The organism is Janthinobacterium sp. 1L-D-8-B-C4, from assembly GCF_057291295.1.
The window spans coordinates 78,876-100,486 of sequence record NZ_JBXAVX010000018.1 but is presented as its reverse complement, the minus strand read 5'-3'; the positions used below and the strand labels follow the sequence as shown (position 1 = coordinate 100,486).

Annotated in this window: 16 protein-coding genes; 15 read left to right on the top strand and 1 reads right to left on the bottom strand. The window is 57.1% G+C overall.

Annotated elements, in window-relative coordinates; all coding sequences use genetic code 11:
- Window positions 1-84 precede the first annotated feature (84 nt).
- On the bottom strand, window positions 85-846 hold the full coding sequence (locus tag AC0Z42_RS25570) for a DUF6597 domain-containing transcriptional factor (RefSeq protein ID WP_485470883.1): 762 nt from the start codon (window positions 844-846) through the stop codon (window positions 85-87).
- A gap of 153 nt (window positions 847-999) precedes the next feature.
- Here AC0Z42_RS25570 and leuS point away from each other — a divergent pair, with 153 nt between their 5' ends.
- From leuS to AC0Z42_RS25495, 15 genes are all read left to right on the top strand, one after another.
- Window positions 1,000-3,639 carry a leucine--tRNA ligase gene (gene leuS, locus AC0Z42_RS25565; protein WP_485470882.1) on the top strand — a complete coding sequence of 880 codons (2,640 nt, stop codon included), beginning with the start codon at window positions 1,000-1,002 and terminating at the stop codon, window positions 3,637-3,639.
- A gap of 4 nt (window positions 3,640-3,643) precedes the next feature.
- Entirely contained in the window at window positions 3,644-4,255 is a 612-nt protein-coding gene (locus AC0Z42_RS25560) for an LPS-assembly lipoprotein LptE (RefSeq protein WP_485470881.1), read from the top strand.
- Between the two features lie 10 nt (window positions 4,256-4,265).
- Window positions 4,266-5,282, top strand: a complete 1,017-nt coding sequence (holA, locus tag AC0Z42_RS25555) for a DNA polymerase III subunit delta (protein WP_485470880.1) — start codon at window positions 4,266-4,268, stop codon at window positions 5,280-5,282.
- 28 nt (window positions 5,283-5,310) lie between these two features.
- Complete coding sequence (locus tag AC0Z42_RS25550) at window positions 5,311-6,576, top strand: glutamate-5-semialdehyde dehydrogenase (protein ID WP_485470879.1); 1,266 nt, start codon at window positions 5,311-5,313, stop codon at window positions 6,574-6,576.
- Window positions 6,577-6,641: 65 nt separating this feature from the next.
- Complete coding sequence (locus AC0Z42_RS25545) at window positions 6,642-7,079, top strand: CopD family protein (protein ID WP_485470878.1); 438 nt, start codon at window positions 6,642-6,644, stop codon at window positions 7,077-7,079.
- 11 nt (window positions 7,080-7,090) lie between these two features.
- Window positions 7,091-7,705 (top strand): DsbA family protein, encoded by a 615-nt coding sequence (locus AC0Z42_RS25540; protein WP_485470941.1) that lies wholly within the window; start codon window positions 7,091-7,093, stop codon window positions 7,703-7,705.
- Between the two features lie 120 nt (window positions 7,706-7,825).
- Window positions 7,826-9,028, top strand: coding sequence for a THUMP domain-containing class I SAM-dependent RNA methyltransferase (locus tag AC0Z42_RS25535; protein ID WP_485470877.1), 1,203 nt, complete (start codon window positions 7,826-7,828; stop codon window positions 9,026-9,028).
- A 54-nt stretch (window positions 9,029-9,082) separates the two neighbouring features.
- Window positions 9,083-10,348, top strand: coding sequence for a multidrug effflux MFS transporter (locus tag AC0Z42_RS25530; RefSeq protein WP_485470876.1), 1,266 nt, complete (start codon window positions 9,083-9,085; stop codon window positions 10,346-10,348).
- Window positions 10,349-10,680: 332 nt separating this feature from the next.
- Window positions 10,681-13,683 (top strand): YjbH domain-containing protein, encoded by a 3,003-nt coding sequence (locus tag AC0Z42_RS25525; RefSeq protein ID WP_485470875.1) that lies wholly within the window; start codon window positions 10,681-10,683, stop codon window positions 13,681-13,683.
- Between the two features lie 222 nt (window positions 13,684-13,905).
- Window positions 13,906-16,215: a polysaccharide biosynthesis/export family protein gene (locus AC0Z42_RS25520; RefSeq protein ID WP_485470874.1), complete on the top strand. Its 2,310-nt coding sequence runs from the start codon at window positions 13,906-13,908 to the stop codon at window positions 16,213-16,215.
- Between the two features lie 73 nt (window positions 16,216-16,288).
- The gene (locus AC0Z42_RS25515; protein WP_485470873.1) at window positions 16,289-17,500 is read left to right on the top strand and encodes a GumC family protein; all 1,212 of its coding nucleotides are present in this window, start codon (window positions 16,289-16,291) and stop codon (window positions 17,498-17,500) included.
- A gap of 236 nt (window positions 17,501-17,736) precedes the next feature.
- Window positions 17,737-18,174, top strand: coding sequence for a sugar 3,4-ketoisomerase (locus tag AC0Z42_RS25510; protein ID WP_485470872.1), 438 nt, complete (start codon window positions 17,737-17,739; stop codon window positions 18,172-18,174).
- On the top strand, window positions 18,171-19,259 hold the full coding sequence (locus AC0Z42_RS25505) for a DegT/DnrJ/EryC1/StrS family aminotransferase (protein WP_485470871.1): 1,089 nt from the start codon (window positions 18,171-18,173) through the stop codon (window positions 19,257-19,259). Before AC0Z42_RS25510 ends, AC0Z42_RS25505 begins: the two co-directional genes overlap by 4 nt.
- Entirely contained in the window at window positions 19,256-20,521 is a 1,266-nt protein-coding gene (locus AC0Z42_RS25500; protein WP_485470870.1) for an O-antigen translocase, read from the top strand. The genes AC0Z42_RS25505 and AC0Z42_RS25500 overlap by 4 nt, the downstream gene beginning before the upstream one ends.
- Window positions 20,514-21,467: a glycosyltransferase gene (locus AC0Z42_RS25495; protein WP_485470869.1), complete on the top strand. Its 954-nt coding sequence runs from the start codon at window positions 20,514-20,516 to the stop codon at window positions 21,465-21,467. The genes AC0Z42_RS25500 and AC0Z42_RS25495 overlap by 8 nt, the downstream gene beginning before the upstream one ends.
- The last annotated feature ends 144 nt before the right edge of the window (window positions 21,468-21,611 follow it).

Below are 21,611 nucleotides of genomic sequence, written 5' to 3'. Positions count from 1 at the left end.
TGTAGTGAGTGAGTGAGTAAGTGAGTGAGTGCATGACGCCAGCATGCCATGGCTGCCGACACGGCGATTGTAAAAATGGAAGATTCAGCGCCTTTGCGCCAGCCAGGCCTCTGGCGAGGCGCGCGCAAAATCCTGGAAGTCGTGAATCAGGTGCGACTGGTCGAAATAACCATATTGCAGGGCGACCTGCGCCCAGTCCGCTTGCGGCGGCATGGTCTTGAGCGCGCTGTTGACAGCGCGAAAGCGGCTGATGCGGGCAAACAGCTTGGGGCTGATGCCCACCTGCTGGCGAAACTGCGCTGCCAGATGCTGGCGCGACACCTTCAACTGCGCCGCTAACTGGTTGACGCGCAGGCTACCTTGGGCGCGTTCAATCAGCGCCACCGCTTGCAGGGCCAGGCCGGAAGCGGCCGGCAGCGGGGTTTTCCGCAGGCGCAGCAGCAAAAAATCTTGCAATATCTGCATGCGCTGCACATCCGGCAAGGGATAGCTCCACAGCGCATCACCGAGGCGCGCCGCCAGCTCGCGGCCCCACAGCTGCTGCAGATCTGTACGTCCATCGTTCAGCTCGCAAAGCGGCAGCTGGAAAAAGCGCGCCGCCGCACCGGGCTTGAAGCGCGCCGCCACCGTCTGCACCAGGCCATGGCTGACAACCTGGATCGGCACGGTCATCATGCCGACAGCAAAGCTGGCGTCTTGCCGGTCCTGGCACAGGATGTCGATGCAGTTGTCGGGCAGCACCTGGTGCGCCATGGGCGCGGCGCGCGCGTGCACGCGGCAGGTCCAGACGCAATCCAGCCAGGGCTGCAGGGCGGGGATGGGGGCGGTTTCCTGATAGATGAACATGGCCGGTGGCAAGGAGCACAAGATTGCTGCATCTTACACAGCCTATTTGTACACCGGCAAAAATATGCGCGCCCGGGGCGGCGCCCGGCCATGCTACCGGGCGGCGACAACCAGTATAATGCTCGGTTCATATCCACTAATTGGCCGCACATCATGCAAGATAAATATAGTCCCGCCGACGTCGAACAAGCCGCCCAATCGCACTGGAAGGCCATCGACGCCTATAAAGCCGTCGAACACGACCCGCGTTTCCCGAAAGGCAAGTACTACGCTTGCTCGATGCTGCCTTACCCTTCGGGCAAGCTGCACATGGGTCACGTGCGCAACTATACGATCAATGACGTGATGTACCGCTACCTGCGCATGAACGGCTACAACGTGCTGATGCCGATGGGCTGGGATGCGTTCGGCATGCCGGCGGAAAACGCGGCCATGGCCAACAACGTGCCGCCCGCGCAATGGACGTATTCGAACATCGCCCACATGAAGCAGCAGATGGAATCGATGGGCCTGGCGATCGACTGGTCGCGCGAAATGACCGCCTGCAAGCCGGAATACTACAAGTGGAACCAGTGGATGTTCCTCAAGATGCTGGAAAAAGGCATCATCTACAAAAAGACCGGCACCGTGAACTGGGACCCGATCGACCAGACCGTGCTCGCCAACGAGCAGGTGGTCGACGGCCGCGGCTGGCGCTCGGGCGCGCTGATCGAAAAGCGCGAAATCCCGATGTACTACGCGCGCATTACCGACTACGCCGATGAATTGCTGGCCTATGCCGACGACAAGCTGCCGGGCTGGCCCGAGCGCGTGCGCACCATGCAGACCAACTGGATCGGCAAGTCGACCGGCGTGCGCTTCGCCTTCCCGCACCAGATCAAGGACGCTGACGGCGCCCTGATCGGCGATGGCAAGCTGTATGTGTTTACCACCCGCCCGGACACCATCATGGGCGTGACCTTCTGCGCCGTCGCGGCCGAGCATCCGCTGGCGCTGCACGCCGCACAAGCCAATCCTGACCTGGCGGCCTTCAACGCCGAATGCAAGCTCGGTTCCGTGATCGAAGCGGACATGGCCACCATGGAGAAGAAGGGCATGCCGACCGGCCTGTTCGTGACCCATCCATTGACCGGCGAACAAGTCGAAGTGTGGGTCGGCAATTACGTCCTGATCACCTACGGCGACGGCGCCGTGATGGGCGTGCCGGCGCACGACGAGCGCGATTTCGGCTTTGCCAAGAAATACGATCTGCCGATCAAACAAGTGGTGGAAGTCAAAGGCCAGGAATTTTCGACGGACGCCTGGCAGGAATCGTACGGCAGCAAGGAAGGCGTGTGCATCGCCTCGGGCAAGTACGACGGCCTGCATTTCGCGTCCGCCGTCGATGCGGTCGCGGCCGACCTGGCGGAACTGGGCCTGGGCGAAAAGAAAACCACCTTCCGCCTGCGCGACTGGGGCATTTCGCGCCAGCGCTACTGGGGCACGCCGATCCCGATGATCCATTGCGCCGACTGCGGCGTGGTGCCGGTGCCGGAAAAAGACCTGCCGGTGGTGCTGCCGGAAGACTGCGTGCCGGATGGCACCGGCAACCCGCTGAACAAATACGAAGCGTTCCTGCAGTGCGACTGCCCGCAGTGCGGCAAACCGGCACGCCGCGAAACCGACACCATGGATACCTTTGTCGATTCGTCGTGGTACTACATGCGCTATACCTCGCCAGGCAGCAATGACTCCATGGTCGACGAACGCAATGACTACTGGATGCCGATGGACCAGTATATCGGCGGCATCGAACACGCCGTGATGCACTTGCTGTACGCGCGCTTCTGGACCAAGATCATGCGCGACTTCGGCCTGGTCAAGTTCGACGAGCCGTTTGTCAACCTGCTCACCCAAGGCATGGTGCTGAACGAAACCTATTATCGCGAAGACGCCGCCGGCAAGAAAACCTGGTTCAACCCGGCCGACATCAATCTGACGATGGACGACAAGGGCCGTCCGCAGTCCGCCACCCTGGTGGCCGATGGCGCGCCGGTGGAAATCGGCGGCACGGAAAAAATGTCGAAGTCGAAGAACAACGGCATCGATCCGCAAGCGCAGATCGAGCAGTATGGCGCCGATACCGCCCGCCTGTTTACCATGTTCGCCTCGCCACCGGAACAGACGCTGGAATGGTCGGGCAGCGGCGTCGAAGGCGCCAACCGCTTCCTGCGCCGCGTATGGAATTTCGGCTACGCGCAGTCGGCCACGATTCAATCCGCGCTGGCTGGCGGCGCCGCCCCGGCCACCGGCGACGCGCAGAAAAACCTGCGCCGCGAATTGCACAAGATTTTGCAGCAGGCCGATTATGACCTCAAGCGCATCCAGTACAACACCGTGGTGTCGGCTTGCATGAAGATGCTCAATACCCTGGAATCGGCCAAGCTGGACGACAGCGCCCAGTCGAAAGCCCTGATCGCCGAAGGCTATTCGATCTTCCTGCGCCTGTTGAACCCGGTCGCGCCGCATATCACCCACGTGCTGTGGCAGGAACTGGGCTATGCCGGCGTTTATGGCGACCTGTTGAACGCGGAATGGCCGCAAGTCGATCCGAAAGCGCTGGAGCAGTCCGAGATCGAGATGATGATCCAGGTGAACGGCAAGCTGCGCGGCTCGATCACGGTGGCCAAGGATGCCGACAAGGCCAGCATCGAAGCGCAAGCGCTGGCCTGCGAGAGCGTACAGAAATACATCGAAACCACGCCGAAGAAAGTCATCGTCGTGCCGGGCAAGTTAATCAGCATCGTGGTGTAACTCTATGACGACTTCTTCTTCCGGTTTGCTGGCGCGCGGGCGCCTCCTGTTCGCCGTGTGCATGGTGCTGGCCCTGTCGGCCTGCGGCTTTCACTTGCGCGGCTCGAACGGCAGTTTCATGCTGCCGTTTGCGACGATGAACATCACCTTGCCCGATTCGTCGCCACTGGCGATCGACCTGAAGCGCTATATCCGCGCCATCGGCAGCACCGAAATCGTCGACACCCGGGAGGCGGCCGATGCCACCCTGGAAGTGCTGGCCGACCCGGAGAAGACGCGCACCAAGTCGATCCTGTCGCTGAACAGTAACGGCCGCGTGCGCGAATATCAACTTGGTTATTCGATCCAGTTCCGCGTGGTGGACAAGGCCGGCAACGTGTTGCTGGGCCTGACCACCATCGCACTGAATCGTCCGATCACCTTCAATGAATCGCAGGTGCTGGCCAAGGAAACCGAAGAAGCGCAGTTGTACCGCGACATGCGCAACGACCTGGTGCAGCAGATCATGCGTCGCCTGGCCGCCATCAAGCCGGTGCTGCCGGCCATGTCGGTTGCGCCGGTTGCGCCGGTGACGCCGGTCCCGGTCCCGGTCCCGGTCCCGGCCGTGCAGCAATAAGGATCCGCTCATGCAATTGCGGATAGACGCGCTCGACGCACATGTGGCCAAGCCGCTGGCGCAGCTGTATGTGATCACCAGCGACGAACACCTGCTGGCGCTGGAGGCGGCCGACAAGATCCGCCGCGCCGCGCGCAAGCAGGGCTACACCGAGCGCGATGTGCTCAGCGTCGAACGCAGTTTCAAGTGGGGCGAGCTGCTGGCGGCCAACCAGGAGCTGTCGCTGTTCGGCGATAAAAAGCTGATCGAGCTGCGCATCCCCACCGGCAAACCAGGCAAGGATGGCGGCGCGGCGCTGCAAAGCTATGCGAAAAACCTGAGCCCTGATAATCTCACCCTGATCACCCTGCCCAAGCTGGACTGGGCCACGCAAAAGGCGGCCTGGGTCGCCAGCCTGCAGCAGGCGGCCGTCTACATCGATATCCCGAATGTGGAACGGGCGCAGCTGCCGGCCTGGATCAGCCAGCGCCTGGCCGCACAAGGCCAAAGCGCCGAGCGCGCCAGCATCGACTTCATTGCCGAACGGGTGGAGGGCAATTTGCTGGCGGCGCACCAGGAAATCCAGAAACTGGGCCTGCTGCACGAGCCGGGCAAGCTGACGTACGAGCAGGTGCAGGATGCGGTGCTGAACGTGGCCCGCTACGATGTGTTCAAGCTGTCCGAAGCCATGCTGGCCGGCGACCCGGCACGGCTGGTGCGCATGCTTGAAGGCTTGAAAGGCGAGGGCGAGGCGCTGCCGCTGGTGCTGTGGGCGGTGTCCGAGGAAATTCGCACCTTGCTGAAACTGAAGGCTGGCATGGCGCAGGGCCGCCCGCTGGGCGCGCTGTTGAAAGAGTACCGCATCTGGGGTCCGCGCGAGCGCATGATGGAGCCGGCCTTGCGCCGCGTCTCGCTGCCGGTGCTGGAGACGGTGCTGCAGGAGGCGGCGCAGGTCGACAAGATGATCAAGGGCCTGCGCGCAAAGGGGCATGCGGGCGACGCCTGGGATGCGCTGCTGCAGCTGGCGCTGATGATTTGCCGCGGTTAAGGGATACAAACACCATATGGACAAGAGCATGGACATCAAACAGTATATGCAAGACGTGGGCACGCGTGCCCGTGCCGCCTCGCGCGCCATGGCCCGTGCCGACAGCGCCACGCGCAACCGTGCGCTCACCCTGATTGCCGCTGCCATCGTGCGCGACGCCGACCTGCTGCGCGCGGCCAACCAGCGCGACCTCGACGCCGCCGCTGCTGCCGGTCTCGCGCCGGCCATGCTCGACCGATTGACCCTGTCCGATGCGGCGATTGCCACCATGGTCGAAGGTTTGAGGCAGATCGTTGCGCTGGCCGATCCGATCGGTGAAATCTCGAACATGAAATACCGCCCCACCGGCATCCAGGTGGGCCAGATGCGCGTGCCGCTGGGCGTGATCGGCATTATCTACGAAGCGCGTCCCAATGTGACGGTCGACGCTGCGGGCCTGTGCATCAAGAGCGGCAACGCAACCATTCTGCGCGGCGGCTCGGAAGCGATCCATTGCAACCGCGCGCTGGCCAAGCTGGTGACCGAAGGCCTGGCCGGCGCCGGCTTGCCGCAGGACGCGGTGCAGGTAGTCGACACCACCGACCGCGCTGCCGTCGGTGCCTTGATCACCATGCCGGAATATGTCGACGTGATCGTGCCGCGCGGCGGCAAGGGCCTGATCGCGCGCCTGATGGAAGAGGCCACCGTGCCGATGATCAAGCACCTCGACGGCATCTGCCACGTGTATATCGACGCCAAGGCCGATCTCACCAAGGCGGTCGATATCGGCTTCAACGCCAAATGCCACCGCTACGGCACTTGCAACACCATGGAAACGTTGCTGGTGGCGCGCGCCATTGCACCGACCGTGCTGCCGCTGCTGGCTGAACGCTATTTGACGAAACAGGTGGAGCTGCGTGCCGATCCGGAAGCGCTGGCGATCCTGCAAGGTTACCCGCACCTGGTGGCCGCCACCGAAGAAGACTGGCGCACCGAATACCTGGCGGCGATCCTGTCGGTCAAGGTGGTCGACGGCATCGACGAGGCGATGGACCATATCAACCAGTATTCGTCGAAGCACACCGAGTCCATCATCACCGAAGACTACAGCGACGCGCTGCGCTTCCTGCGCGAAGTCGATTCGGCTTCGGTAATGGTCAACGCCTCGACCCGCTTTGCCGATGGTTTCGAGTATGGCCTGGGCGCCGAGATCGGCATTTCGAACGACAAGCTGCACGCGCGCGGCCCGGTCGGCCTGGAAGGCCTGACGTCGCTCAAATACGTGGTGTTCGGCCACGGCGAAGTGCGCAAATAACAGCCCGCAAGCCGTTCCCGGGACGGCCTGCTTCTTTCGTTTAACACCTGACAGCGGACACCCATATGGCATTTCTCTGGATCAAAGCATTCCACATCATTTTCATCATCTCCTGGTTTGCGGGCCTGTTCTACCTGCCGCGCATTTTCGTCAACCTGGCGATGGAAACGGAAACCGTGGCCACCGAGCGATTGCTGCTGATGGCGCGCAAGCTGTACCGCTTCATGTCGATCCTGATGCTGCCGGCGATGGTGCTGGGCCTGGCGCTGCTGTGGATGATGTATGGCGGCAATGCGGGCGGCATGAAGATGCCGGGCTGGATGCACGCCAAGCTGACCTTCGTGGTGCTGCTGCTCGGTTATCACCATGCTTGCGGCGCGATCCTGCGCAAGTTCGAAAAAGGCATCAACCAGCGCAGCCACAAGTGGTTCCGCTGGTTTAATGAAGTGCCGGTGGTGATGCTGCTGGCGGTGGTGGTGCTGGTGGTGGTCAAGCCTTTCTAACGGAGACGATGATGAGTGCAAGCCAGAACAAGGTCATTCAGTATTTTTTTGCTCCCCATTCGCCGTGGACCTACCTGGGTCACGCGCGCGTGATGGAGATCGCCAGAAAGCAGGGCGCGCAGATCGACGTGCGCCCGTTTGACCTGGGCAAGGTCTTCAGCGTTTCCGGCGGCCTGCCGCTGGCCAAGCGCGCGCCGCAGCGCCAGGCTTACCGGCTGGCCGAACTGGCACGCTGGTCGGCTTTCCTGGACGTGCCCCTGACCCTGCAGCCGAAGTTCTTTCCTGTCTCGCCGGAAGCCTCGGCCAAATTGATCATCGCCACGCGCCTGGCGCATGGCGTCGACGCTTCGCTCAAGCTGGCGCACGCCATCATGCGCGGCGTCTGGGCTGAAGAGCGCAATATCGGCGACGAAGACACCCTGGCGCAGATCGCGCTCGACGCCGGCTTCGATGGCCGCCAGTTGCTCAAAACGTCAGAAACGGCCAGCGTGCAGGCCGAATACGATGCCAACACGGAAGCTGCCACCGCCGCCTCCGTGTTTGGCTCTCCCTGGTATATCGTCGATGGCGAAGGGTACTGGGGCCAGGACCGCCTCGATTTTGTCGAGCGGGCACTGGCGAAGTAAAAAACGATTTTAAGTAGTAGCCCCAAGCAGGGCCGGGGTCGGACCCTCAGGGTCCGACTCCAGATTGCTTGGGGGTTTTTCATTGAACGTGTTTTTCAACGGATAAAAGGTATCCTTATTATGGCTTCATATTTTTGCCCATGCCCGCGCGGCATGGAAGCGGCGCTGGCCGAGGAACTGGGCGAGATCGCCCAAAATAGTTCGACCATGAAGGTCCACAACCAGGTACCGGGCGGCGTGCATTGCTCGGGCGACCTGGTCGATTCCTACCGCATCAACCTGCATTCGCGCATCGCCTCGCGCGTGCTGATGCGCATGGCCCATTCAGGCTACAAGACCGAAAACGACATCTATGACCTGACCCTGGCGCAGCCATGGGAAGACTGGTTCGGCGTGCACCACACGATCCGCGTCGACGTCACGGCCGTCAAATCGCCGCTGCGCAGCCTGGAATTCACCACCCTGAAAATCAAGGACGCGATCTGCGACCGTTTCCGCGACCAGTTCAACGAGCGCCCGTCGGTCAACACCAAGACGCCGGACATGCGCATCGTCGGTTTTCTTGACGCGCATACCTTTACGGTCTACCTCGACACCTCGGGCGAAGCGCTGTTCAAGCGCGGCTGGCGCGAAGAAACGGGCGACGCGCCGCTGCGCGAAAACCTGGCCGCCGGCCTGTTGCGCGTGTCGGGCTGGAAGCCCGGCATGGTACTGTTCGACCCGATGTGCGGTTCTGGCACCATCCTGGCCGAAGCGGCGCAAATGGTACAGGGCATTCCGCCGGGCGCCTCGCGCAGCTTCGCCTTTGAAAACTTCCACGACTTCGATCCGGCCCCATGGAACGCCTTGCGCAACGCCATCAGCGCCAACCCGCTGCCCCTTGAGCCGACCATTTTCGGCAGTGACATTTCTGGCGACATGGTCGCCATGACGCGCCACAACCTGCGCTGCGCCGGCGTGCGTTTCGAGGTACCGCTGAAACAGATCGAAGCGCAGGAAGTCAAGCCGCCAAGCGAGGTGGCTGGCATCATGCTGACCAACCCGCCGTATGGCGAGCGTATCGGCGTGCGTGGCGACAGCAGCCTGCTGGAAGACGAATTGTCGACCTCGTTCTACACCGCCATGGGCACGACCCTGAAGCAGCGCTTTGCCGGCTGGACCGTATTCCTGTTCACGGCCGACCTGGGCCTGCCAAAACTGCTGCGCCTGAAAGAAGCGCGCAAGACGCCGTTCTTCAACGGCGCGCTGGAATGCCGTCTGTTCCGTTTCGATATGGTCGCCGGTTATAACCGCCGCGAAGAAGCAAAACCGAAGAACCTGTAAGCCTGCATGATCCGCGCGGACCGGCACCGGTCCGCGTTTTGACTTTGGACAACCATGTTTCCCACCCCGCCGGCGGATTTGCCGCCCGACCCCGTCACGCCCGTGCCGCCGCCCGTTCCCAGCCATATGGCGCCGCTCAGCCGTGGCGCGCTCGCGCTGATGCTGGCCGGCCTGTCGATGCTGGGGCCATTGTCGATCGACACATATCTGCCGGCATTCGGCGCCATCCAGGATTCCCTGCGCGCGTCGCCGCTGGAAGTGCAGCAGTCCCTGACGTTTTACATGCTGGCCTTCGCCGGCATGGTGCTGTGGCATGGCGCAATCTCGGATGCGTTTGGCCGCCGTAACGTGATTCTGGTGGCGCTATTGATGTTCGCCATCGGCTCGCTTGGCTGCGCGTCTGCGCACACCGTGCATTACCTGTGGTTCTTCAGAATTTTGCAGGGCGTGTCTGCCGGCGCCGGCGTGGTGATCAGCCGCGCCATCATCCGCGACCTGTACGCCGATGCCGCTGCGGCGCGCCTGCTGTCGCTGGTAACGATGATCTTTTCGATCGCGCCGGCCGTCGCCCCCATTCTGGGCGGCTGGATCGTGATCTGGTTCGACTGGCGCTCGATCTTCCTGTTCCTGGCGTTCTACACGGTAATTTTGCTGGCATTTTGCTACTGGCGCCTGCCCGAAACGCTGCCGCTGGCCAAACGCCAGCCGTTCAACCCACGTTTTCTGGCCAAAAGCTATGGCGAAATCCTGCGCTCGCCGCTATTCCATATCAAGGCAGGCATCGTCGCCCTCAATTTTGCCGGCCTGTTCCTGTTCATCACGGCGGCACCCGAAATGCTGCCCAAACAACTGGGGCTGGGACCGTCACAGTTCGCCTGGCTGTTCATACCCTGCGTGAGCGGGATTTTCCTCGGCGCAGCAGCCGCCAATCGCATCGCCGGGAAGATGTCGTTTGCGCGCCAGATCGGCATCGGCTTTGCCTTCCTGATGAGTGCGGCCAGCGTCAACGTGGTATTCCACCTGTTTTTGCCGCCGTCGCTGCCGTGGAGCGTGCTGCCGCTGTTCTTCTACACCTTCGGCATGTCGCTGGTCGGTCCCGGCGCCACCCTGCTGGCACTCGACCTGTTCCCGCATATTCGCGGCACCGTGGCTTCGTGCCAGTCATTCGCCAGCACCTTGCTCGGCGCCATCGTCGCCGGCGTGATTTCGCCGATGTTGTCCGGTTCCGTGCTGTGGCTGGCGGCGGGCCAGCTGGCTTTCACGGCGCTGGCACTGGCCTTGTGGCTGATTTCACGGCGTTTCCGTCATCGCCTGGTGTGACCCTGAAGCTGAAGACTGGCGTGCACCGAGCGATCCAAACGTGCGCCACTGAAACAGCTGTTGCGCTATAGTCCGTGCCCGCTGTGCGCTGTGCACTGTGGTGCAAGCGGGACAGGTTAGGTATTTAGGCAAGAAAGAATGTTAGAATCTTGCGGCATAGATTCTTGGTGGCCGATACAGACAAGGCACGAAGAATTTTCAGTGGCAAACTGATGTGAGGCAAACACGCCCCGCAGTTGGCATTTTTGTGTTTCTTCCAAGGCCCTCAGCTTAGATATCCCTCTGAGTATCTTGTCAGAAATTCCAAGTACAAGATATGTTAGGTAGTCGATTTGTTAAGCGTACTCAGAAAATCAGTTAAGTACACTTGGTGTGGATGCTTGATCCTTGGCGCTCCTTCCGCCATTGCATCCACGCCCAACCATGGTGGACAGTCTGGTTATATTAATATGCCCAGCGCTATCGTTGAGCCTGATGGCAATTTCAGCGTCGGTTACAGCTATGATAGCCCGTATGGGCAAACGTGGGTAACCTCGAGCATTTTGCCCTTCCTGCAAGTCACGGGACGGTATGTCTCGATTACCGGTATTCCCCCTTTTGGTGATACCGACGCTGACTACGGAAAAGGCTACGGTCGTTACAAAGATAAAGTGGTTGATGGCAAGTTACGCCTGTGGTCGGAGGGTGAATGGATGCCGTCCGTGGCGGTTGGCGCGACTGACTTGTTTGGCACGGAGTTGTTCAAGGGACAGTATGTTGTTGCGACCAAAACATTTGGGGCGACCAAGAATATCGAAGCTAGCTTGGGCTATGCACGGCGTCGGCCTGACGGTGTGTTTGCTGGCGCACGCTGGACGCCGGCGAGCCTGCCACGTTGGTCGGTTGTCGCGGAATATGACACTACCAATTTTGAACGTGATTTTCGTGCGACCGAAACGGGAGCGGCCCGGCGTCGCAAGGGTAGCTCGGTTGGTCTCGAATATCGCTGGGGGTGGCTTGCATTGCAAGCGGCGCGCAGCCGCGATCAATTCAGTGTCAATGCCTTTGTCAGTATCCCCTTTGGTGAGCGTGAGTTCATTCCCAAGATATTTGAACCCGCTTATTTTGTCGATGACAAGGATCCGCCGCCACGTCCTACTCGGGAAGAGTGGCATCATGATGCCGGATATGGCGCTGATCTGGTCAACGCGCTGGTTAAGCAGGATTACAAGAATATTCGTGTCCAGCAAGAAGGCAACGTTCTTGCGATAACCCTTACCAATAACCGTATATCCAATCTGGGGCGTGCCGTTGGCCGTGCCGCGCGCACCGCGGTCGCATTCACGCCTGTTGGCGTGAAAAATCTCCGTATCACGTATACTAAACTTGACCAACCTATCGCTACGTATGAGTTTTTTGATTTGCCGAAGCTGAATGATTATTTCGCCGGCAAAATCGACCGGCAGGCTTTCCTTAATGTCGTCTTGATGCGCTATCCGTTATCAAGTGATGTCATTCGCGACGATGAGCAAGTATGGCTGAACGAATTTCTTGACCAGCCCACGCAAACCAAGCTGGCCACCGTCGCTGCCTCATTGGCGCCAGCGGCTCCTGAGTCTGCAGCAACGCCATTACCCGCAGCGCCGATTGCAGACATTCCCATCCCTGCGGTAGTGAGGGCCGCCAACGCTGTCAAGGCTGACGGCAAGTTGGCGGTAGGCGTCGGCGTGGATGGCGATATGATCCAGATTAAATCCATGGACCGGGAGGCAAACCGCTTCAAGATCGCACCGAAGGTCGGCTTTTTCTTTAACGACCCCAGCGGTGCATTCCGTTACTCGATTTCGGCGGTCGCCAATTATGATCAGCGTCTTGGAGATGGCCTGTATCTGAATGGTTCAGCCAGCTTGCAGTTGCTGGAAACCGTCTCTGGCGTCAAGCAGGCTTCGAATAGCAACTTGCCGCATGTGCGCAGCGATGTGGCGGAGTATTTGCGTGGTAATCGTTTTACCTTGAGCCGTATTCTGCTCAATAAATACAATAATCCTGCCGAGCGTATATATACCCGTTTGTCGGGCGGATTGTACGAAGATATGTTTCGCGGGGTCGGTGGGCAGGTATTATACTTGCCGAAAGATAAGCGTTGGGCGGCTGACCTGGCCGTTGACGCGTTACAGCAACGCGGCTTTGATGGCATTCTGTCGACGCGCGATTATAAAACCGTCACCGCCATCGGTTCGCTGCACTACCGCTTGCCGCATGATATTACCGTCACTGCACGTGCTGGTCGTTTCCTCGCCAAAGATGAGGGTGTGCGCCTAGAATTCAAGCGTCGCTTCCAGTCCGGCATTGAGGTGGGTGCTTGGTATACACACACCAACGGCAACGATATTACCACTCCGGGCAGTCCGTCAAAACCGTATCAGGATCGCGGGGTGTTCCTTTCCATTCCATTGAACAGCATGCTGCCGATGGATACGCAGGCGACTGCTGGCTTTGCGATCTCGCCGTGGACGCGTGACGTGGGCCAGATGGTGTCTTCTCCAGGTGACTTGTATGACATGATCGAACGTCCGCGTGCCGACATGCAGAGCTATGACGGACTAGGTAATTTTGCCGAGCGGCCCGACGAGCAAAACCTCGCGGCAGTCAATCCTCCCGACCGTCCGTTTGTCAGTCCCTGGCCGGCCATGCGTGCACGTTTGGAGCAGTCGTCATCGACGATGCCCGAGCCGGCCGAATGGCTCAAGGCAACGGCGCTGATCGGAGGCGTGGTAGTGACGTCGGCACTTAGTGACAAGCCAGTTGATCGCTTTGTCAAGAAACATCAAAACTCTACTTCATTCCGAAACTGGGATAAGCTGGGTAAAGTCATGCCGTTTGCCTTGGTTGGGGCGGCGGGTGCCGCACTGGCGTTCGGCGACGAGCGCTTGCAAAATATTGGCTTGATTTCCATGCAGTCAGTGGCTGCTGCAACAGGCCTGACGCTGATTGGGAAATATGCGATTGGCCGCGCTCGTCCAGACGAGGATCGCGGTCCTTGGACCAGCGTCGGCAGTGGTAGAAAGCGTTCGGATGCATCCTTTCCATCTGGTCATTCGGCAATAGCTTTTGCCGCCGTGACACCTTTTGCAAGAGAGTATGATGCGCCATGGCTTTACAGCGTCGCAGCACTGGGATCGGCTGGTCGCGTCGCTGGTCGCAAGCACTGGGTATCTGACACCGTTGCCGGCGGCATCTTGGGCTATGCGGTTGGCAGCTGGTTGTGGCAAGCCCAGCGCGACCAGAACAAATCAGGTTTGTCGATTAATCCGGGTCCGAAGGAAGTTAGCATGACTTGGCAAACAAAATTTTAATAAAAAAAGAATCAATTTATTCAACATTGAAGGTACAGCATGTTCGACAAGCGAAATACGCCCATTTTCGATTCGTCAGAGCATGGCATGTATCCTCTAGGTAGGCTGATGTATTACCGTTGTTTTCATTTAAGTATTTCTTCTGCCGTTTTGCGATCTGCGGTAAGATAGCTGATTGAAGAAACACATTCTCCGCAGTTTACTAACTACCCACACAGTTTAATGTCAAAACTCACAAATTGTTTGATAGCACTTGCTTTGACTGCCACTTCCATGGCGATCTCGGCACAAACCAGCCAGACCCAGAGCGATCTGTTGGGCCAAGATCCAGTTGCGGAGAGCGACGCACCTGCCGTTGCAACGAAACGCGTGAGTATTTCCAACCAGCCGGCAACTGTTGATAAGGCTGTCGAAAGCGAAGTGGTCAGTGCAGCGCGACAGCGCACTGTCAATGATGCTGCACGGACTGCCCGCGCTTCGACGCCCAGCGAATTTCAGAAATTTGTTGCTGATAGCACTGGTGCCAACATTCCTATTTTTGGTGCAGAGTTCTTTGCCAACGCGCCTTCCACTTTTTCTCCGGTCGCCAATGCGCCGGTTGTGGCTGATTATGCACTTGGTCCTGGCGACGAGTTGATGATTCGTGGATGGGGCAGCATCGATATCGATTATCGTGCCACGATTGATCGGAATGGTTTGATTTCGATTCCGACCATCGGCTCGGTCGCTTTGGCTGGCGTGCGCGCGGGTGATGCGGAAGGTGTCATCCGCAACGCCATCGGTCGGTTATACAAAGGTGTGACGGTCAATGTCAACTTTGGCCGCTTGCGCTCGATTACCGTGTATGTAGTGGGTCAGGCTAGTCGGCCAGGTACTTACAATGTTTCTAGCCTGTCCACGCTCGTGACTGCATTGTTCGCCAGTGGCGGTCCGAATGCCAACGGCAGCATGCGCCATGTGCAGATCAAGCGCGGCGGCAAGGTTGCTGCCGAGTTGGACTTGTATTCATTCATTGGAAAAGGCGACAAGTCGACCGACATCAAATTGCAGGACGGAGACACGATCTTCATTCCTACCGCAGTCGGTCACGTCGCACTAGTTGGCAAGGTCAATACGCCTGCCATTTATGAATTGAAAACCACTGGCGACAGCATCGAATCGTTGCTTGATTATGCTGGCGGCATGCCGGTCGTGGCCGATGCGCGCCGCGCTTTCCTGGAGCGCATTGATGCGAGCAAAAACCAACCGCGAACCGTCGAGCAATTTGCCTTGAACGTCGAAGGGTTGAAACGCACGCTCAAGAATGGCGACGTACTCAACGTTACCTCGATCACGCCTGATTTTTCGAATGCAGTTGTCTTGCGTGGCAATGTTGATCAGTCGGTGCGGACCGCGTTCAAGCCGGGCATGCGCATCAGCGACCTGATTCCCAATCGCCAGTACTTGATCACACGCAATTCGATCAAACTGCAAAATGGCGTCGTCAATGCTGGCGACGAACGTCGCACCAATGAGGCGGCAGACAATATCGCTGCACGTATCGGCGGCCTGATCGACGAGATCAACTGGGATTATGCAGTGGTCGAGCGCATCAATCGCAATGACCTCAGTGTCAGCCTGCTGCCGTTTAATCTCGGTAATGTATTCACCAATCCCTCTGGTCCCGACAACGTTCAGTTGCAAGCAGGTGACACGGTTACGATTTTCTCGCAACAGGACGTGGCGGTTCCGATGGAAAAGCGTCGTATATTCGTACGCGTTGAAGGTGAAGTCAACGTTCCTGGCGTGTACCAGATGACAGCCGGTGAAACGTTGCAATCGATGTTGGCCAAGGCTGGCGGCCCTACCGCCAATGCTTACCTGTTCGGTACTGCTTTTTATCGTGAGCAAGTACGCAAGCAGCAAGAAGCCAACCTCGAGAAGCTTGCTAATCGGATGGAAAGCCAAGCGCGCGTTGACCAGTCACGAGCAGCCGCAAATGCTCGCGCCACTACCGATGGACAATTGATAGAAGCGCGACTCCAGGCCCAAACCGCAGCGGCAACGCAGGCCATTGCGCGGTTACGTCAACTCAAGCCCACCGGCCGTATTGCCTTCGGCCTCGATCCTCATGACAAACGTTTCTCGCTTCTGCCGCAGCTGAAGCTGGAAAACGGTGATCGCTTGGTCATTCCTGCACAGCCAGAATTTGTCAATGTTTTTGGCGCCGTGAATGTCGAGTCTGCTCCCCTGTGGCGTCCGGGTTACCGCGTCAATGATTATCTGAAACAATCTGGCATCACCTCCGAGGCGGATGAGGAAAATATCTTCCTTCTTCGCGTGGATGGCAGTGTGGTATCGCGTGACTCATCCAGTTGGCTCTCGGGTGGTTTTGGTGGTACTGAAGTCATGCCTGGAGATAGCATCGTGGTGCCGGAGAAGTTCGACAAAGAAACCCGATGGTCCAAGTTTATGGCTGGCACACGCGAGTGGACGCAGATTTTGGCCAACTTTGGATTGGGTGCAGCAGCCTTCAAGACGCTGCGCGATTGATGGTGGACAGGCCCATTGGGCCTGATTTCATTGATCAATCTTTATTATCTGGCATTAATAGAATAAGTGGCTCATGAGTATGAATCAGATGCAACCCACAGCGTTACCACCTAATCAAGATACGAACGAGCACGAATTCGGCATTTTCGACATCCTTATATTTTTGGCGAAATACAAGAAAATAATCATATTGTTTCCATTGATCGCCGCCATCGCTTCCGCCGGCATTAGCCTTCTGATGCCAAATATCTATAAAGCAAGCACAAAATTGTTGCCGCCGCAACAAGCGCAGTCCGGTGGTGCCGCAGCCTTGCTGTCGCAACTCGGGGCTGCGGGTGCAGTCGGCGGTGCGTCAGGGCTGAAAAATCCCAGCGACATGTACATTGCCATGCTAAAGAGTCGTACCATCGCGGACAAGATGATTGCAAAGTTTGATCTACAAAAAGTGTATAAGGTCGAGTTAATGGACGACGCCCGTATAGCCCTTGGGAACAGCAGTGTCATCGCTTCCGGAAGAGATGGTTTGATAACGATAGATGTTGAGGGCAAGGACAAGAAATTGGTTACGCAGCTGGCCAATGGATATGTCAGCGAACTGACGTCATTGACCAAGGTTCTGGCAGTGACCGAGGCGTCTCAGCGTCGTTTGTTCTTTGAACAACAGCTTGAGCAGTCCAAGAATAATCTGGCGAAAGCCGAAATGGCGCTCAAGACCGCCCTTGATACGCATGGCGTAATCAGTGTCGATGCCGATAGTCGGGCCATAGTGGAAACAGTTGGCCGCTTGCGCGCCCAGATTTCGGCCAAGGAAATTCAGATCAATGCGATGAAGGCTTTCATCACGACCAATAATCCTGAATACAAACGCGCTCAGGAAGACATCAATAGCCTGCGCGCAGAGCTTTCGCGCCTTGAGAATGGTCGTCCGGGCATTGCAGCGGATGCGCAGGATGTTGCTGGGAAGCAAGTCGGTCTGGAGAACATCAAGATATTGCGTGACGTTAAATATTATCAGATGCTATATGAACTGCTTTCCAAACAGTACGAAGTAGCTCGTCTTGATGAAGCAAAGGACACTGCGATCATTCAAGTACTCGATCAGGCAACCGAACCGGAGCGTAAATTCAAGCCGAGACGTTCAGTTGTCGTCTTGCTCTCTACGGTGCTGGCGTTCGTCGCAGCGATTGCACTGGCCTGCCTCTTGGAAGCGCGGAAAAAAATGCTGGGCAACGCAAATGGCAGGGCTCAATGGGAACAATTCAAGGCGCTCGCAAGAGGAAAATAATCTACTAACAAGATTGCAATATGAATATATTGCAATCTTGCTCTTTACGCATGCGGCGCGCGTTCTGCGAGATCGGGTTATTCAGTGATCTTAGCCTGAGGTTGCGCACATTTGCAGGCAGTTCTGGCAGACGCCAATGCGGTGACCGGCACGGTTTCTGCGGCTAACGAAAAGTACTTTGACTGAAGCCACGGCAAGGAACAATCCTGTAGGTATTCACCGACTGAACTCATATTATGACAATTATCAAAAACCAAGAATTTAATATCGATGCCTGTTCGATCATATCGCTGCCCAAGATCTCGGATCCGCGCGGTAACCTCACGTCCATCGAGGGCGGTCATCACGTTCCGTTCGACATCCAGCGCGTGTATTACCTGTATGACGTTCCCGGTGGCGCCGAGCGCGGCGGCCATGCGCATAAAGGGTTGCACCAGTTAATTATCGCCATGTCAGGCAGTTTCGATGTCGTGCTCGACGACGGCTTTAACAAGAAGCGCGTTCATCTGAGCCGTTCCTACAATGGCTTGTATGTATGCCCGATGATCTGGCGCGAACTCGACAATTTCTCCTCTGGTTCGGTCTGCATGGTGTTGGCATCAAACCGCTATGACGAAGAAGATTATTTCCGTAACTATAACGACTTTTTGAAAGCAGCAGGGGTATCAAAATGAATGTTCCTTTTCTTGATTTAAAGGCAGCTTATATCGAGTGTCAGTCCGACATTGATGCTGCGATCCAGCGTGTGTTGCACAGTGGCTATTACATCGGTGGTCCGGAAGTCGATGCATTTGAAGCAGAATTTGCCGCATTCTGCGACGCCAAGGAGTGTGTGGGCTTGGCCAATGGTCTGGATGCCTTGCATCTGGCTCTGCGTGCCATGGACGTAGGTCCAGGCGATGAAGTCATCGTGCCAAGCAATACCTACATCGCTACTTGGCTGGCTGTCAGTCAATGTGGCGCCACGGTGGTACCTGTCGAGCCCGATTCGCGTACCTTCAATATCGATCCGACTTTGATTGAGGCAGCTATTACCCCACGCACCAAGGTCATCTTGCCGGTCCATTTGTATGGACAGCCTGCCGATCTCGATCCGATTCTCGCCATAGCGCGCAAACATGGTTTGCGCGTGCTGGAAGACGGCGCGCAAGCGCATGGTTCACGCTACAAGGGCAAACGCATTGGCAGCCATGGCGACATCGTGGCATGGAGTTTTTACCCAGGCAAGAACCTTGGGGCGATTGGCGATGGTGGTGCTGTCACAACCAACGATCCAGTGCTGGCTGACCGCATTCGCGTTCTGCGCAATTATGGTTCGCGCGTCAAGTATGTCAACGAGGTCCAGGGTTATAACAGCCGTCTTGATCCGATCCAGGCGGCGATCTTGCGGGTAAAACTGGTACATCTGGACGAGTGGAATAGTCGGCGCAGCGCAATTGCTGCGCACTATCTGGAGCAATTGCGTGGCTGTGACCTCGTTTTGCCGTATGTCCCCGATTGGGCGGCGCCAGCCTGGCATTTGTTTGTTGTAACGGTGCCTGCGCGCGAAGCGCTGCAGCAGCAACTCACGGCCGCTGGAGTGACGACACTGATTCATTACCCGATTCCACCGCATTTACAACAATGCTACGCGGAGCTCGGATGGAAAGCTGGTGCTTTCCCGATCGCTGAACAGATGGCCGAGCAGGTCCTGAGCTTACCAATCGGTCCGCAGTTAGGAACCGAGGAGCTTGCTTCAGTCGTGCATGCGCTGCAATGAGTCTGGTCAGATCGAGCCTGCTTAACGGGATTGCTGTTGCAGTAAAAGTTGGCGCAGCAATGATCCTCAACAAGGTGCTGGCAGTCTATGTAGGACCCTCCGGTTACGCCGTAATCGGTCAGTTTCAGAATGCTCTCGCTGTCGCGCTCAGCTTGGGCGGTGGCGTGATGGGCCCTGGTGTAACCAAAGGCACTGCTCAGCACTTTGATAATCGCGCACAACAGCATGCTGTATGGCAAACCGCCATTAAGTTAACACTGGCTGCAACGCTGCTGGCAAGCCTGACATTTATCATCGCGCACCAGTGGCTATCAGGAAAGCTGCTGGAGCGAGCCGATATGGGCACGGTGTTCATAGGTCTCGGTCTGGCATTGCCAGCGATCGCCATGAATAACCTGTTGCTGGCAATCATCAACGGCAAGAAAGATGTCGCGACCTACGTCAGTGCCAATATCATTGGTAGTTTGCTCAGTCTGATAGTCGTTGGTGCTCTTACCTATGTGTGGGGGCTGTATGGCGCGTTACTGGCCATTGCGATAAGTCCTGCAGCGTCGCTGTTGGCCACCGGTGCCTTAGTGGCACGACGCGACTGGTTCAAGTTGGCGTTTTTGTGGGGCAAGGTTGACCGAACAACAGTGCGCGAATTGTCCGGTTTTGGATTGATGGGGCTGACGTCGGCCATCATGGCACCATTTGCCTACATGTTCATTCGTAATCATTTATCGGCGACACTCGGATTGAATGCTGCCGGTTACTGGCAGGCATCATGGAAAATCAGTGAAATTTACCTGATGCTGGTGACACTGACGCTGTCGATGTATTACTTGCCGCGTCTGGCGGAGATCAAGGCACGTGCAGAGCTCGGCAAAGAAATTACCAAGGTTTATAGCGTGGTACTGCCGATGGTAGTAGTGGGTGCTGTGACGATGTATGTACTGCGCGATTTTATTATCGAACGTTTGTTCTCGCGTGATTTCGCGCCCATGCGCGAGCTGTTTCTTTGGCAATTGACAGGGGATGTGCTGAAGATCGGTTCCTGGATATTGAGTTATATCATGCTGGGAAGAGCAATGGTGCGTACTTTCGTCCTGACTGAAGTGATTTTTTCCTTATCGTTTTATGGACTGACTGTAGCGTTCGTCTCCGTGTACGGCTTGCAGGGTGTGGCGATGGCCTACGCCAGTAATTACCTGGTGTATTGGATTGTGATGGCACTACTTGTTAAAAATGAAATGACGAAAATGGATGCAAGGTATGTCTAGTCTGAATTTACACACCGCGCAGCAACTGACGTCGGTGTTAATCCCTTTGTATAATCATGCACCTTATATTGCCGAATGTTTGGATAGTATTCTGTTGCAAGATGCCGCAAATATCGAACTCATACTGATCGATGATGGTTCGTCGGATGACGGTTTTGCGGTCGCCCAGCTTTGGAAAGATAAGCATGGCAGCCAGTTTGCACGAATCGAATTTGAGCGGCAGATAAATGCAGGCATTACGCGGACCTATGAGCGCCTTTTGCAGAAAAGCACAGGCACCATCATTTTGGTGGTCGCCAGCGATGATGCATTGCTCCCGGGATCCATCGAGCAGCGTTTGGAAGTGTTAAATCAGCCTGGCGTCATGGCAGTGTTTGGCGATGCTATCCCGATCGATGGCCAAGGCAATGTAACCGGCGCCAGCGCAATAGGGGAGCTGGGTAGGCCGAGCTCGCGCGCGGCACTGTCTGATCCGCGTACCTTGCCTTGGGAAATGATTTTCCGTTGGAATGTTTATGGTTCGGTCCTGATGTATCGTCGTGAGGCAGTGCTGAAGGCCGATGGAAGCTCTGTCCTGAATTTGGATATTTTCAGTGAAGACATGCAACTATATTACTTGTTCACCTCGCTAGGCTCACTGCGTTACCTGAATAAAGTAGTGGCAAAATACCGCGTACATGGCACGAACACTTCGCACACGCAGAGCAATGTTGCAAAGCTAAGAACAAATATCTATCATTCCCGCAAGCATGCCATGATTGGCATGCCAGCTTGGCGTCGTCTGGTGGTTGGGATGCAAGCTTTTACTTACCATCGATGGGGTAAGAGTCTGCGCGCACGCCTGTCACTGCCGATCGTCGCAATTGCTTATGGAGGAATACTGACAGCGCGCATTGCCTATGATTTTTATCGTACGCGATTACTGGGCCAATTGCGTGATATCTGACTTCGGAAATCACAGTTAGTCAGCGCTGCTTTTTTGCCAGGTGGGATAGTTCGGCAACTACCATTCGATCATGCGTGTACCAGTTTTCCTACCATGCCGTTTGATAACAGGCAAGTACTTTTTGTATAATAGGAATGCACCATG